At 73.8% G+C, this 13,302-nt stretch carries 13 protein-coding genes and 1 pseudogene; 9 read left to right on the top strand and 5 right to left on the bottom strand.

The window, feature by feature from the left end:
- Nucleotides 1-54: 54 nt before the first annotated feature.
- On the bottom strand, nucleotides 55-888 hold the full coding sequence (locus tag BS73_RS07605; RefSeq protein WP_037570574.1) for an aldo/keto reductase: 834 nt from the start codon (nucleotides 886-888) through the stop codon (nucleotides 55-57).
- 45 nt (nucleotides 889-933) lie between these two features.
- Nucleotides 934-2,463: a DHA2 family efflux MFS transporter permease subunit gene (locus BS73_RS07600; RefSeq protein WP_051939665.1), complete on the bottom strand. Its 1,530-nt coding sequence runs from the start codon at nucleotides 2,461-2,463 to the stop codon at nucleotides 934-936.
- 197 nt (nucleotides 2,464-2,660) lie between these two features.
- Between BS73_RS07600 and BS73_RS07595 the strand changes: the two genes are divergently transcribed.
- Nucleotides 2,661-3,122: an NUDIX hydrolase gene (locus tag BS73_RS07595; RefSeq protein WP_235215340.1), complete on the top strand. Its 462-nt coding sequence runs from the start codon at nucleotides 2,661-2,663 to the stop codon at nucleotides 3,120-3,122.
- A gap of 94 nt (nucleotides 3,123-3,216) precedes the next feature.
- On the opposite strand, the gene BS73_RS07590 is transcribed toward BS73_RS07595, so the two are convergent.
- Complete coding sequence (locus tag BS73_RS07590) at nucleotides 3,217-4,815, bottom strand: S53 family peptidase (RefSeq protein ID WP_037570572.1); 1,599 nt, start codon at nucleotides 4,813-4,815, stop codon at nucleotides 3,217-3,219.
- Between the two features lie 323 nt (nucleotides 4,816-5,138).
- Here BS73_RS07590 and wrbA point away from each other — a divergent pair, with 323 nt between their 5' ends.
- The 5 genes and pseudogenes from wrbA (at nucleotide 5,139) to BS73_RS07570 (ending at nucleotide 8,990) form a co-directional block, all read left to right on the top strand.
- Nucleotides 5,139-5,747: an NAD(P)H:quinone oxidoreductase gene (gene wrbA, locus BS73_RS07585; protein ID WP_037570571.1), complete on the top strand. Its 609-nt coding sequence runs from the start codon at nucleotides 5,139-5,141 to the stop codon at nucleotides 5,745-5,747.
- A 209-nt stretch (nucleotides 5,748-5,956) separates the two neighbouring features.
- Nucleotides 5,957-6,100: pseudogene (locus tag BS73_RS40300) on the top strand (TetR/AcrR family transcriptional regulator); the annotation flags it as partial.
- Between the two features lie 588 nt (nucleotides 6,101-6,688).
- Entirely contained in the window at nucleotides 6,689-7,516 is an 828-nt protein-coding gene (locus BS73_RS39300; RefSeq protein WP_037578638.1) for an aldo/keto reductase, read from the top strand.
- A 50-nt stretch (nucleotides 7,517-7,566) separates the two neighbouring features.
- Entirely contained in the window at nucleotides 7,567-8,493 is a 927-nt protein-coding gene (locus BS73_RS07575; protein ID WP_037570570.1) for a carbohydrate kinase family protein, read from the top strand.
- A 32-nt stretch (nucleotides 8,494-8,525) separates the two neighbouring features.
- Entirely contained in the window at nucleotides 8,526-8,990 is a 465-nt protein-coding gene (locus BS73_RS07570; protein WP_037570569.1) for a type II toxin-antitoxin system PemK/MazF family toxin, read from the top strand.
- A 38-nt stretch (nucleotides 8,991-9,028) separates the two neighbouring features.
- On the opposite strand, the gene BS73_RS07565 is transcribed toward BS73_RS07570, so the two are convergent.
- Entirely contained in the window at nucleotides 9,029-9,520 is a 492-nt protein-coding gene (locus BS73_RS07565; protein WP_037570568.1) for a GNAT family N-acetyltransferase, read from the bottom strand.
- 59 nt (nucleotides 9,521-9,579) lie between these two features.
- On the bottom strand, nucleotides 9,580-10,503 hold the full coding sequence (ligD, locus tag BS73_RS07560) for a non-homologous end-joining DNA ligase (RefSeq protein ID WP_037570567.1): 924 nt from the start codon (nucleotides 10,501-10,503) through the stop codon (nucleotides 9,580-9,582).
- A 32-nt stretch (nucleotides 10,504-10,535) separates the two neighbouring features.
- On the opposite strand from ligD (BS73_RS07560), the gene ligD (BS73_RS07555) reads away from it, so the two are divergent.
- The 3 genes from ligD (BS73_RS07555) (at nucleotide 10,536) to BS73_RS07545 (ending at nucleotide 13,223) form a co-directional block, all read left to right on the top strand.
- Nucleotides 10,536-11,561, top strand: a complete 1,026-nt coding sequence (gene ligD / locus BS73_RS07555) for a non-homologous end-joining DNA ligase (protein WP_037570566.1) — start codon at nucleotides 10,536-10,538, stop codon at nucleotides 11,559-11,561.
- A gap of 99 nt (nucleotides 11,562-11,660) precedes the next feature.
- Entirely contained in the window at nucleotides 11,661-11,852 is a 192-nt protein-coding gene (locus BS73_RS07550) for a hypothetical protein (protein WP_037570565.1), read from the top strand.
- A 375-nt stretch (nucleotides 11,853-12,227) separates the two neighbouring features.
- Nucleotides 12,228-13,223 (top strand): Dyp-type peroxidase, encoded by a 996-nt coding sequence (locus BS73_RS07545; protein WP_037570564.1) that lies wholly within the window; start codon nucleotides 12,228-12,230, stop codon nucleotides 13,221-13,223.
- The last annotated feature ends 79 nt before the right edge of the window (nucleotides 13,224-13,302 follow it).

Here is a 13,302-nt window from a genome sequence, read left to right as displayed (position 1 = left end):
GGCCCGGCGGGTTCGGCGGATCCGCGTTCGCCGGGCTCGCCGGATCCAGCCGGCTCAGCGGCCGTCCAGCACGTCCGGGTCCGGGCCGACCCGCTCGCCGCGGTCCAGGGTGCTGATCAGATCCATGTCGGTCTGGGTCAGCTCGAAGTCGAAGACGTCGATGTTCTCCCGGATCCGGGACGGGGTCACCGACTTGGGGATCGCGATGTTGCCCAGCTGCATGTGCCAGCGGAGGACGATCTGCGCCGGCGACTTGTCGTACTTCCCGGCGAGCTGGCGGATGTCCTCGTCGGCCAGCGCCCCGTTGGTGCGGCCCAGCGGGCTCCACGCCTCGGTGGCGATGCCGTGCTCGCGGTCGAAGGCGCGCAGTTCGGACTGCTGGAGGAAGGGGTGCAGCTCGATCTGGTTGACCGCCGGGACGACCTCGAACTCCTCGCCGAGCCGCCGGAGGTGGCGCGGCTGGAAGTTGGAGACGCCGATCGCCCGGATCCGGCCCTCCGCGTACAGCTTCTCGAAGGCCCGCCAGGTCGGCAGGAAGTCCTCCCGGTCGGCCAGCGGCCAGTGGATCAGGTAGAGGTCGAGGACGTCCAGGCCGAGCTTGGCCATGCTGGTGTCGAAGGCCCGCAGGGTCGACTCGTAGCCCTGGTCGTCGTTCCACAGCTTGGTGGTGACGAAGACCTCCTCGCGGGGGATCCCGGAGGCGGCGATGGCCCGGCCGACGCCCTCCTCGTTCTGGTAGAGCGCCGCCGTGTCGATGTGCCGGTAACCCGCCTCGAAAGCGGACTCCACCGCGGTCTGCGCCTCGTCCGGCGGTACCAGGTACACGCCGAAGCCGAGCTGCGGCATGGCTACGCCGTTGTTGAGCTTGATGGCGGGGACGGTGCTCACGGGCTGCGCCTTCCTGCGATGTCAGTGCCTTCGGTCGTCCCCACCCTAAGGGAGTGCCGGCCGCCCGGCTCGGTGTGCGGCCGCCGGGCCGGCCCCGGTGTCGCGGCCGGACGCCGCCGGGGGGCGTGCCGCGGGCAGCCGGGGGATGCGGCCGAGGAGGGTGCGTCCCCTCGTCGATGTGCCGCCGCCGTGGCCGCCGCCCCGCAGGCCGCCTCGCGGGCCGCGGGGCGAGCCGTCCCGCATCAGCAGGGCGGTGTAGGCGGCGACGGCCAGGGCGATCACGGCGAGGACGGCGTAGGCCGCCCGGTAGGCGCCGATGGCCGGGACGGCGTTCGCACCGGCCGAGCCGCCGCCGTGCACGGTGCCGGCCGCCAGCACGGTGGCGACCAGGGCCGGGGCCAGGGCCTGGGAGGTCTGCCGGAGGACCATGTTCAGGGTGGAGGCGCGGGCCACGTCGGCCTGCTCCACGGTGGCGAAGGTGGCGACCATGGCCGGCATGAAGACCGCGCCCATGCCGACGCCGAGAAGGAACATGTAGCCCCGGAAGGCCCACAGGCCGGTGTGGGCGTCGCAACCGGTCATCACCGCCAGGGTGGCCGCGACCAGCAGCAGGCCGCCGGAGATCAGCCGGCGCGGACCCATCCGCCCGTAGATCCGGCTCACCAGCTGCACCATCAGCATCACGCCGATCGCCTCGGTGAAGGTGCTCGACCCGGACGCGGCCGCGGAGAGGCCGCGGGCCTCCTGGAGGAAGAGCGGGGCGATGTACATGGCGCCCTGGAAGGAGAGGAGGCCGAAGAGGTTGACCACGCTGGCGTCCCGGAAGAGCCGCCGGGCGAAGAACCGCAGCCGCAGCATCGGCTCGGCGGTCCGCAGCTCGAACCAGACCGTCCCGGCCAGCAGCAGCGCGCCCGCGCAGAGCGCGCCCAGGATCCGCGGCGTGGCCCAGCCCGCCTGCGCGCCCTCGCTCAGGCCGTACATCAGGGTGCCCATCCCGGCCGCCGCCAGCAGCAGGCCGGGCAGGTCGAACCGGCCGGCCCCCTCGTGCCGCTGCTCGCGGAGGCAGAGCGCGCCGAAGAGCACCGTGCAGACCCCGACCGGCAGGTTGACGTAGAAGACCCAGCGCCAGGAGAAGCCGTCCACCAGCCAGCCGCCGATCAGCGGGGCGACCGCGGGGGCCATCTGCTGGGGTATCGACATGAAGCGGGAGACCCGCACCCGCTCCTGGGTGGTGAAGGTGCGGAAGAGGAGGGCGTTGGCGACCGGGGTGAGCATCCCGCCGGAAAGGCCCTGCAGCGCCCGGTAGCCGACCAGGGCGCCGACCGAGTCCGCGGTGCCGCACAGCGCTGAGGAGGCGGTGAACAGCGCCATGGCGATCAGCAGCACCCGCTTGGCGCCGAAGCGGTCGCCGAGCCAGCCGGAGGCCGGGATGACCATGCCCACACAGACCGGGTAGACCACCACGACGCCGTCGATGGCCGCGGTGGGCACGGCGAACTGCCGGGCGATCGAGGGCAGCGCCACCGTGGTGATCGAGGAGTCCATCACCACCAGGAAGAGGGTCAGGACGAACATCGTCGGAACTACGAACCGTTGGTTCACCCTGGGTTTCGTCCTCGCCGCGGCCATGACGGCAGAATATCGATCGGCCGTCGCCGGCCGTCAGGGGCGTCTCCTTCCGTGACCGCTTACGGTCGTGGGTTGGCATGACGCCCTGTCATATCCGCCCGCTAGGGTGGCTCGTGGGGGACATGGTGCGTACGGTGCAGCAGGTGCGTGGAGAAGCGGTCGAGGGTGCGATGATCGGGGCCGGGGTGGCGGGTGAGGTGCTGGCGGTGGTCGCGGCGGCGATCGTCGAGCGGGGGCGGCTGCTGGTGGTCAGCAAGCGGATAGCCCCCGAGATGTTCCAGCTCCCCGGGGGGAAGCCGGAGCCCGGCGAGGACCCCGAGGAGACCCTGCTGCGCGAGCTGGACGAGGAGCTCGGCTGCCGTCCGACGATCACCCGGCCGCTCGGCGTCCTGGAGGACGTCGCCGCGCTGGAGGGCGGTCCGATGCGGCTGACCGTCTACACCGCCGAGCTGAGCGGCGATCAGCTCCCGGAGCCCGCGGCCGAGTTGGCCGCCCTGCGCTGGCTCCCGCTGACCGGCCCGGAGGCCGAGGCCGACAGCACTCTGCTGGCCCCGGCCGTCCGCGGCCAGGTGATCCCGCTCCTCACCCGCAGCGGCGCGGTGTAACCACGGCGGGCCGGCCTGGCGTGCGACCGGCCGGCCGTGCGACCGGCCTGGCGTGCGCCCGCCGGCCCGCCGTGCGGTCCGCGGAGCGGCCTGGTCAGCCGCGCAGGGCGGCCAGCAGGGCGGTTCCGTTCGGGGAGCCCAGGCCGGTGCAGGGGTCCCAGCCGGGCGCCGCGGAGTACGCGCCGTTGTTCCCGGCGGTGATGTCGTGGAAGCCGGGAGCCGTCTGCCCGGCCTGGGCGCCGGCGTACAGCAGCGGCTGGAGCAGCCCGAGCGGCTTGCCCAGCGCCTGCGACAGGCGGCAGACCAGGGCGGCCCAGAGCGGGGCGACCGCGCTGGTCCCGCCGATCACCGTGTCCTGGCCGTCCACCCGCACCTGGTAACCGGTGGTGGGCGAGGCGTCGCCGGCCACGTCCGGGACGCCCCGGCCGCCGCCCTTCGCCGGAGCCTTCGGGACTCCCGCGTTCGCCTGCCAACTCGGCTGCGCGAATACGGCGCTGACACCGCCTCCGGTGGCTCCACCGGTGCTGCCGTCGTTCCACACCTGCTCGCTGCTGATGCTGCCGATCGCCGAGTCGGCGACCAGCCGGGTGCCGCCGCAGGCCAGCACGTGCGGGCTGGCGGCCGGGAAGTCGGTGTGCGGCTTGCCGTCCTTGGTGCTGTCCGAGCTGCCGGAGTCGCCTGCCGCGGCGGTGACCGTCACGCCCAGCGCGGCCGCCTCGGCGAAGGCCTGGTCCAGGGCGTTGCGGGCCTGCGCGGTCCACTGGTTCTCCGGGCCGCCCCAGCTGATGCTGACCGCGGTCGGGGTGGGCTGGGCGTGGACGGCGGTGCTCACCGCGTCGACGAAGCCCTGGTCGGTGTTGGGCGCGAAGTACACCACCTGGGTCGCGCCGGGAGCGAGCGCCCCGGCCACCTCGATGTCCAGCAGGACCTCCCCGTCGGCGCCCTGCGGGTCCTGGCCGGGCACGTTGGAGCCGCCGTCCACGCCCACCGCGCTGATCTTCGGGGTGGGGATCCGGAGCGCGGAGAAGTAGGCGTCCAGGTCGGCGGTGTCGAAGCCGCCGCCGAGCTCGATGACGGCCAGGTTGTGACCGCTGCCGTCGGTGCCCGCCGGGAACCCGTAGAGCTCTCCGAGCTGCGGCGGGGTGTACGAGGTGTGGGCCGCCTTCTCGGCCGCGGCCCCGCCGCCCGGGCCGGCCTCCGGGGCGAGGCGGCGGAGGTACGGGCGGGTCTGCGGGCGGTCGTCCAGGCCGAGGACGGCGGTGACGACCCCGTCAAGCTCGGCCGGCAGCCGCAACTCGCCCTCCCGGTGGCGGTGCTCGACCTGGCGGCCGGAGAGGGGGTCGGGGCTGCTGGCCCGGTTCAGCTGGACGCCGAAGGCCTCCGCGTGCTGCTCGGCCCGGCCGCTCACCTTCAGCCGGCGGGCGCCGTGGTCCGCCTCGGTGACCTCCAGGCCGTAGCGGGCGAGGGTGTCGCGGACGAGCTGGACATCGGCCGGGTCGGCGCCGTAGCGCTCGGCCAGTTGCCCCTGGGTGACCGTGCTCGGGCCGTTCACCAGGTCGGCGGGGATCTCGGCACGGCGCCGCAGATAGAGCGACGCCTCTACCCGGGTGGAGCCGTCGAGGGCTCCGAGGTGCCGGGTTTCCGGTGCGGTGGAGCGGGTGCTGCCGCGCAGGGCGACGGATCGGGCGTTCATGCGCAGCAGTATCGCGCCGCCCGCCGGGGTGGCGAGGGCCTGTGCACGAAAAACACCGGAAAATCGGCAATCAGCTACCAATGAGGCATGTATGACGGATCATCACATAGCAGGCGGGGACTGCCGGGGCAGATGTGTTCGGTGGCGGGCCCGAGCGCCACCGCCGTGGACCCCGCGCGCTCGGTCATTCGTGCCCCCTCACCCCCGCCTCTCGGCGCGTCGTCGGCGGGTCGGCCGTCGCACACGGCACGATCTCTCCCAGCGAGAGCCGGTTCCGACCAGATCGCCGAGCGGGCCAGAGCGCCGATCCGAGGAGTTCAGCAATGTCACACGTCCGGGTGGCCGTCATCTACTACAGCGCCACCGGCAATGTTCACGCACTCGCCAAGGCGCTGGCCGACGGCGTGACCAGCCGGGGCGCGGAGGTCCGGCTGCGCAGGGTGCCCGAGCTCGCCCCCGACACCGCGATCGACGCCAATCCGGCGTGGCGCGCCCATGTCGACGCCACCAAGGACAGTGTGGAGGTCGCCACTCTGGACGACCTGGAGTGGGCCACCGCGTACGCCTTCGGCACGCCGACCCGGTTCGGCAACACCAGTGCCCAGCTCAAGCAGTACATCGACACCGCGGGCGGGCTGTGGCAGGCGGGCGTCTTCCACAACAAGCCGGCCACCAGCTTCACCTCCGCGATGAACGACCACGGTGGGCAGGAGTCCACCCTGCTGTCGCTCAACAACGTCTTCTACCACTGGGGCTGCATCATCGTCCCGCCCGGCTACACCGACCCGCTGCTGTTCGCCGCCGGCGGCAACCCGTACGGCACCTCCTGGCCCAGCGGCCACGGCGAGACCCCGGACGGGGCGCATCTGGAGGCCGCCCACTACCAGGGCCGCCACCTGGCCGACATCTCCGGCCGGCTGGAGGAGGGCTGACGCCACCGGTCCTCGGCCGGGCGACCGCCATCCGGGGCCGCCGCGCCTCCCCAGACCGGGGGGATGCGGCGGCCCCGGCGCGTGTGCGGACGGCGGAGGGCCGGCGGCGGGGGCGGGGGCGGCCGCCTGGGTTCGACAGACTGACATTGCGTGCAGAGAACGTCAGTATGTAGAGTGACGGGGCGGAAGGACGGAGAGGGAGGTGAACCATGGGCGGTGACCGGCTGAACGACGTGCTGGACGCGACCTACGCCTGCCTGAACCGGTACGGCGTGCGGCGGACCACCATGGACGACATCGCCACCGAGATGGGCGTCTCCCGCTCCGCCGTGTACCAGTACGTGAAGAACAAGGACGACGCCTTCCGGCGGCTCGCCCAGCGCCTCCACGACGACGCCCTGGCCAAGGCCAGGACCGCCGCGGAGGTCCCCGGCCGGACCGCGGAGGAGCGGATCCGCGGGGTCCTCGAGGCCAAGATGGAGCTGGTGCTGGCGCTGATGGGGGAGTCCCCGCACGCCGCCGAGCTGCTGAACGACAAGGCCAGGCTCTTCGGCGACATCTGCAACGACTTCGGCGACGACCTCCGCCGCATCCTCTCCGGCCTCTTCCGGGAGGCCTTCCAGGAGCGGGGCGTCCGGGGCGGCGGCGCCGAGGGCGCCGTGCGACCGAAGCAGGCCGCGGACATCTGCATGGCGCTGGTCTGCGGCCTGGAGGACGTCCCGGACGGCAAGCGGCTGCTCCGCCCCGGCGCGGACGCCGTCCTCACCGGCCTGCTGGCCGGCGCCGGGGGCCGGCCGGAACAGCGGGCCCAGCCGGAACAGCGGGCCCGGTCGCCCCGGCCGGCTCTGCCGGGGACTGACCGCCGCACCCGGCCCACCACGTACTGCCCCGCGGATTCAAGCCCAGTCAACACAAGCCCAGCGAAACGGACTGACCGAACCATGGATTTCGTCACGCTCAATGACGGCCGCACGATGCCCCAGCTCGGCTTCGGCGTCTGGCAGGTCGAGGACGACGCGGCCGAGGCCGCCGTCTCCACCGCCCTCGAGGTGGGCTACCGGAGCATCGACACCGCCCGCATATACGGCAACGAGGAGGGCGTCGGCCGCGCTCTGAAGTCCTCCGGGATCGCCCGCGAGGAGCTCTTCGTCACCACCAAGCTGTGGAACTCCGACCAGGGCCGGGACGAGGCGCTGGCCGCCTTCGACGCCAGCCTGCAGCGGCTCGGCCTCGACTATGTCGACCTCTACCTGATCCACTGGCCGGTGCCGTCCCGCGACCTCTATGTGGACAGCTGGAAGGCGATGGAGGAGATCCTCGCCTCCGGCCGCGCCAAGACCATCGGCGTCTCCAACTTCACCGTCGAGACCCTGGACCGGCTGACCGCCGAGACCTCGGTCGTCCCGGCCGTCAACCAGATCGAGCTCCACCCCTACCTGCAGCAGGGCGAGATGCGGGCGAAGAACGCCTCGCTCGGCATCGCCACCGAGGCCTGGAGCCCGCTGGGGCAGGGCAAGGGCCTGCTGGAGGACCCGGTGCTGGCCGAGCTGGCCGCCAAGCACGGCCGCAGCCCGGCGCAGATCGTCCTGCGCTGGCACCTCCAGCTGGGCAATGTGGTCATCCCCAAGTCGGTGACCCCGTCCCGGATCAAGGAGAACTTCGACGTCTTCGGCTTCGCCCTGGACGACGAGGACCTGCGCGCCCTCTCCGCCCTGGAGCGCGGCGAGCGCTTCGGCTCCGACCCCGCGACCATGAACTGGCTGGGCTGACCGGGTAGATTGCCCGCGGCAGGGGAGCAGCCGCAGGAGGGAACACGCCCGTGATCGTCGTCGCCGGAGAGGCCCTGATCGACCTCGTCCCCGAGGGAGGTCAGGCGCTGTACCCCCGCCGCGGCGGCGGGCCCTACAACACCGCGGTGGCGCTGGCCCGGCTGGGCAGCGCCACCGCGTTCTGCTCCCGCGTCTCCACCGACGCCTTCGGCGAGTCGCTGCTGGCCGAGCTGCGGACGAACGGCGTGGACACCGGTCTGGTCCAGCGCGGGCCCGAGCCCACCACCCTGGCCGTGGCCTCGCTCGGCGCGGACGGGTCGGCCGGCTACACCTTCTACACCGAGGGCACCGCCGACCGGCTCTTCCGGCTCCCGGAAGCGCTCCCGGAGGCGGCCCGCGCGGTCTCCTTCGGCACCTGCTCGCTGGTGCTGGAGCCGGGTGCGACCGCCTACGAGCGGATGCTGCGCCGGGAGTCCGCGCGCGGCCTCTTCACCGCCCTGGACCCGAACATCAGGGCCGGGCTGATCCCCGACCCGGACGCCTACCGGGCCCGGTTCCGCGGCTGGCTGCCGGACGTCCGGCTGCTCAAGCTCTCCGCCGAGGACGCCGAGTGGCTGGGCGGCACCCCGCGCGACTGGCTGGCCGACGGCCCGTCAGCGGTCGTCGTCACCAGGGGAGGTGACGGCCTGTCGGTCCACGTCCAGGAGGCCGGGGAGTACCGGGAGTACCACGTGCCCGGGCACAAGGTGGACGTGGTGGACACCATCGGCGCGGGCGACACCGTCAACGCCGCCCTGCTGCACCGGCTCGCCGAGGCCGGCGCGGCCTCCGGACCCGGCACGGGCCCCGGCCTCGGCGGGGTCGACTGGCCCGCGGTGCTCGACTTCGCGGCCCGCGCCGCCGCCGTCACCTGCTCCCGCGCCGGGGCCAATCCGCCGACCTCGGCGGAGGTCGCCTCCTTCGGCGAGCGCGCGTAGCGCCCCCGCCCGGGCCCGCTAGGGTGTGCCGGATGACGTACTTCTCCGACACCGACCAGCAGTTCACCGACTCGCCCGGCCGCTCCGGCGCGGACGCCACCACCGAGGTCGAGCCGACCGGCGTCGGCCCGGTCCGGATGGCGTACGCGCCCGACCACGACGGGGACCCGGACCCCGGCGAGATCGTCTGGACCTGGGTGCCCTACGAGGAGAACGACGGGCGCGGCAAGGACCGGCCGGTGCTGATCGTCGCCCGCGAGCGGCACGGCACGCTGCTGGCCGTCCAGTTGACCAGCAAGCGGCATGACGGCTCGCGCGACTGGCTGGCGATCGGCGACGGCCCCTGGGACCGCGAGGCCCGGGACTCCTGGGTGGTGCTGGACCGGGTGCTGCGCGTCCACCCGGACGGCATGCGCCGGGAGGCCTGCGCGCTGGACGCGGACCGCTTCACCCGGGTCGCCGCAGCGCTCATCGAGCGCTACGGCTGGGGGGTCTGAGGAGGCCGGGGCCCGCCCTCCCACGGCCCGACCGGCCGTCAGAGGGAGTCCAGCACCCAGTGGTTGGCCCGCAGCCGCCGCCCGGCGAAGTCCACCTCGCACTCCTCCAGGAAACGGAAGCCGAGGGCGCGGCAGATGCCGTTGGAGGGGACGTTGGTCGCCCCGGGGAAGGCGTGCACCGGGCCCCACTCGGTGCCGCCGGCCGCGGCCTCGTCCAGCAGCTGCCGCACGGCCCGTCTGCCGAGGCCCCGGTTCTGGAACCGGGGCAGCACCATCCAGCCGATCTCGGCGTCCCCGCGGTCGTTCCGCCACAGCACCACCGAGCCGGCGACGCCGCCCGGATCGGCCTCGTCCGGCACGATCATCTTGATCAGCGACTTGCCGGAGGCCGCGTCCAGCACATCGGCCGCCACCTTCTCCGCTATCCCCTCCCGGGGCAGCGGCCCGCCCAACTCGGCCATCATCTCCGGATCGCAGCGCATCCGTACGTACACGTCGACGTCGTCCCACGACACATCGCGCAACAGCATGGGGCCATCCTCGCGCGGACCACTGACAGTGGACGGCGCCTGCGCTGAGCGCGAACGGCTCAGTCCACCGGCGGATCGGCCGCCCGCTCCGGATCGAGCAGCGGGGCCAGCAGGTCGCCGCGGTCGAAGATCCGGTCCAGCACCTGGTCCGGGGTGAAGGCCAGGTCCTCGGGGGAGACGCAACCGGCCACCTCCTCCCAGTCCACCGGGGTGGAGACGGACGGGCCGCCGCGCGCCCGCAGGGTGTAGGGGGCGGCGGTGGTCTTGGCCGAGTTGTTCTGCGACCAGTCGATGAACACCCGGTCGGCGCGGAGCGAGCGGGTCATCCGATGGACGATCAGGTTCGGGTGCTCGTCCGCGAGACCGGCCGCGACCCGGCGGGCGTACTCGGTGACCGGCTCGGCGGGGGAGGCCGCCGCGCGCAGCGGCACATAGAGGTGGAGGCCCTTTCCGCCGGAGGTCTTGGCCCAGCACTCCAGCCCGTCCTCGGCCAGCCGCTCCCGCACCAGCAGCGCCACCGCGCAGCAGTCGACCAGGTTCCGGCCCTCGCCGGGGTCGAGGTCGACGACGAGGCGGTCGTGCCGGTCCGGCCCGGTCTCCGCGGTCCACTGCGGGACGTGCACCTCCAGCGCGTACAGCTGGGCCATGGCGATCAGCGAGGCGCGGTCGTCGATCGCCACGTAGGGCCGGCCGCTGCCGCCCTCGTCGGACCTGGACGGGACGTCGACCCGGCGCACCCAGCCGGGCAGCCCGGGCGGCGGGTTCTTGGCGTAGAACCGCTCGCCGTCCAGGCCCTCCGGGAAGCGCACGAAGGAGGCCGGGCGAGCGGCCAGATGCGGCACCATCGTCCCGGCCACCCGGGCGTAGTAGTCCAGCGCCTGGCCCTTGGTCCAGCCGGTGTCCGGCCAGAGCACCTTGTCCAGGTGGGAGAGGCGCAGGGTGCGGCCGTCCACCTGCACCGGTTTACTTTGCGAATCGGGCATAACTTGACGAATCCCCGCAAAGGAAACCGATCATGCCGCAGGTCTCCCCGGTCACTCCCATGTTGGCCGTGCCCGGGAAGGCGCCGGTGAGGGCGGACGGAGCCGGTGATTCTGGGGAGTACGCCTTCGAGGTGAAATGGGACGGCATGCGGCTGCTGGCCGCGCTCGACGGCGACGGCGGCGTCCGGCTCTCCGGCCGCAGCGGGGCGGACGCCGGGGAGCGCTACCCGGAGCTGGTGGCGGCGCTGCCCCGGGTGTGCCGCCGCCCCGCGCTGCTGGACGGCGAGGTGGTCGCCTTCGCCGAGGACGGCCGCCCCTCCTTCGAACGCCTCCAGGACCGGATGGGGGTGCGCGACCGGGCCCGCGCGCGGCGGGCGGCGGACCGCGCCCCGGTCACCCTCCTCCTCTTCGACCTCCTGGCGCTGGACGGCGAGAACCTGATGCCGCGACCGCTCCGGGAGCGTCGGGCCGCCCTGGAGTCGCTGGCCGGCGACTGGGCCGCGCAGTCCGGCGGCCGGCTGCTGCTGCCCCCGGTGTGGCAGGGCGACTGGGCCGGGGCGGGCCGCACCGCCCTGCGCTGGACCGCGGAACGGGGCCTTGAGGGCGTCATCGCCAAACGCCTGGACAGCCCGTACCGGCCGGGGGAGCGCTCCCGGGAGTGGATCAAGGTCAAGCACCGCAGATCGGCCGAGCTGCGGATCGGCGGCTGGCTGACCCACCGGGGCGCGGGCGAGTCCGGAGCCCCGCGCAGCGTGCTGGTCGGCGAGCCGGTCCCGGGCGGCGCCGGGCTGCGCTACGCGGGCGCCGTCGGCAGCGGGCTGGCCGCCGCCGAGCGGAGGGCGCTCGGCGAGGCGCTGCGCCGGGTGCGCAGCGCGGCCCCACCGTTCGCCGACCCGCCGGCGCCGGAGGAGCTCGGCCCGGACAGCGAGCCGCAGTGGGCGCGGCCGGTGCTCCTCTGCGAGGTCGAGTACGCCGAGCGGACGGCGGCGGGCCGGCTGCGGCACCCGGTGTGGAAAGGTCTGCGGGGGGTACACCAAGACGAACCGCCGCCGTACTGACCGGCAGGCGAGGTGAGCCGTCCCGGGTCCGTTCGGTGCGCGTGTGTTCTATGGCGTTGAATGGGGCCTACGAGAATTAGCGGAGTGGAAGAGGACTAGATGGGCACGTTGCACGAGGAGGCCCTGCGCGAGCGGGTACGCAAGGCGCGGGAGGCGCAGGAGGCGGCGGTCGAGGCGGAGGACGCCGAGGCGTTCGACCTCGCCTCCGAGGAGATGGCGGAGGCCCGCAGGATCGCCCGCGACCACGGCGTCTCCGTCGGCGAGGACTCCGAGGAGACCCCGGCCGAGTGACCTCGCGCGGGCTGCGGGCCCGGGGGTACCGCGGGCCTGGGGGCACCGCGTGCCGTGGCACCGCGTGCCCTGGGATCGGGGCCCGGGGGCGCCGGGTGCCGGGTGCCGGCCGTCCTTCCGCCGGCCCGCCGCCCCATACCCGCGTGCCTGCGTTCCCGCGTTCCCGCGTTCCCGCGTTGATTCCCTGTTGACCCGGATGCGGGAAGCTCGACTCAGTCGGCAGGGTCCCTGCGGGGGTGTGGGCCCTGCCGACTCCTGTGCCCCGGTGTCCCAGCTGCTTCCCGGTGCTGGGGCACCGGGTCCACAGCCGGCCCGCACGCCCGGATGGGCGATCCGGCGTTGGCCCCCGCCCGACCGCCCGGAGACGCTTGGCGGGTGACGAGCAATCAGCCGCAGCCCGTGGTCACCCCCCTCACCCGCAGTGCGGTCTTCCTCACCCTGACCATCGCCCCCGGCGGCGAACCGGTCGTCCGCGAGCTGCTGCCGGACCTCGCGGCGCTCCGCCGCTCGGTCGGCTTCCGGATCCCGCACGGCAACCTGGCCTGCGTCACCGGCATCGGCTCCGCCGCCTGGGACCGGCTCTTCCCCGGTGCCCCGCGGCCGGCCGGCCTCCACCCGTTCCGGGAGCTGCGCGGCACCCCGCACCGCGCCCCGGCCACCCCCGGCGACCTCCTCCTCCACATCCGCGCCGAGCGGATGGACCTGTGCTTCGAGCTCGCCCACCGGATCACCGACCGGCTGGCCGGCGCCGCCACCGTCGTCGACGAGGTGCACGGCTTCAAGTTCTTCGACGAGCGCGACCTCCTCGGCTTCGTGGACGGCACGGAGAACCCCGAGGGCCCGGACGCCGTGGCCGCCGCGCTGGTCGGCGACGAGGACCCGGACTTCGCCGGCGGCAGCTACGTGATCGTCCAGAAGTACCTCCACGACCTGGCCGCCTGGGACCGGCTCCCGGTCGAGCAGCAGGAGCGGATCATCGGCCGCACCAAGCTGGACGACATCGAGCTCCCCGACGACGTCAAGCCGGCCGACTCGCACGTCGCCCTGAACACCATCACCGACCCGGACGGCACCGAGCGGGACATCCTCCGCGACAACATGCCCTTCGGCTCGATCGGCGCCGGCGAGTTCGGCACCTACTTCATCGGCTACGCGGCGGACCCCGGCGTCACCGAGGAGATGCTCCGCCGGATGTTCCTCGGCGAGCCCCCCGGCCGCTACGACCGGATCCTGGACTTCTCCACCGCGGTCACCGGCTGCCTCTTCGCCGTGCCGCCGGCCGACTTCCTGGAGGACCCGCCGGTGCCCGGCGCCGACGCCGCCGCCCTCGGCGAGGACGGTTCGCTCGCCATCGGCAGCCTCCGCGGCTGACCCCGCCGCCACGCCCCCTCCACCACCGCCCCCTCCACCACCGCCCCGCTCCACCACCGCACTCCACCACCGAGAGGAG

This window comes from Phaeacidiphilus oryzae TH49 (genome assembly GCF_000744815.1).
Classification (GTDB): domain Bacteria; phylum Actinomycetota; class Actinomycetes; order Streptomycetales; family Streptomycetaceae; genus Phaeacidiphilus; species Phaeacidiphilus oryzae.
The sequence above is the reverse complement of the archived record's forward strand: the minus strand, read 5'-3'. Positions and strand labels throughout refer to the sequence as shown.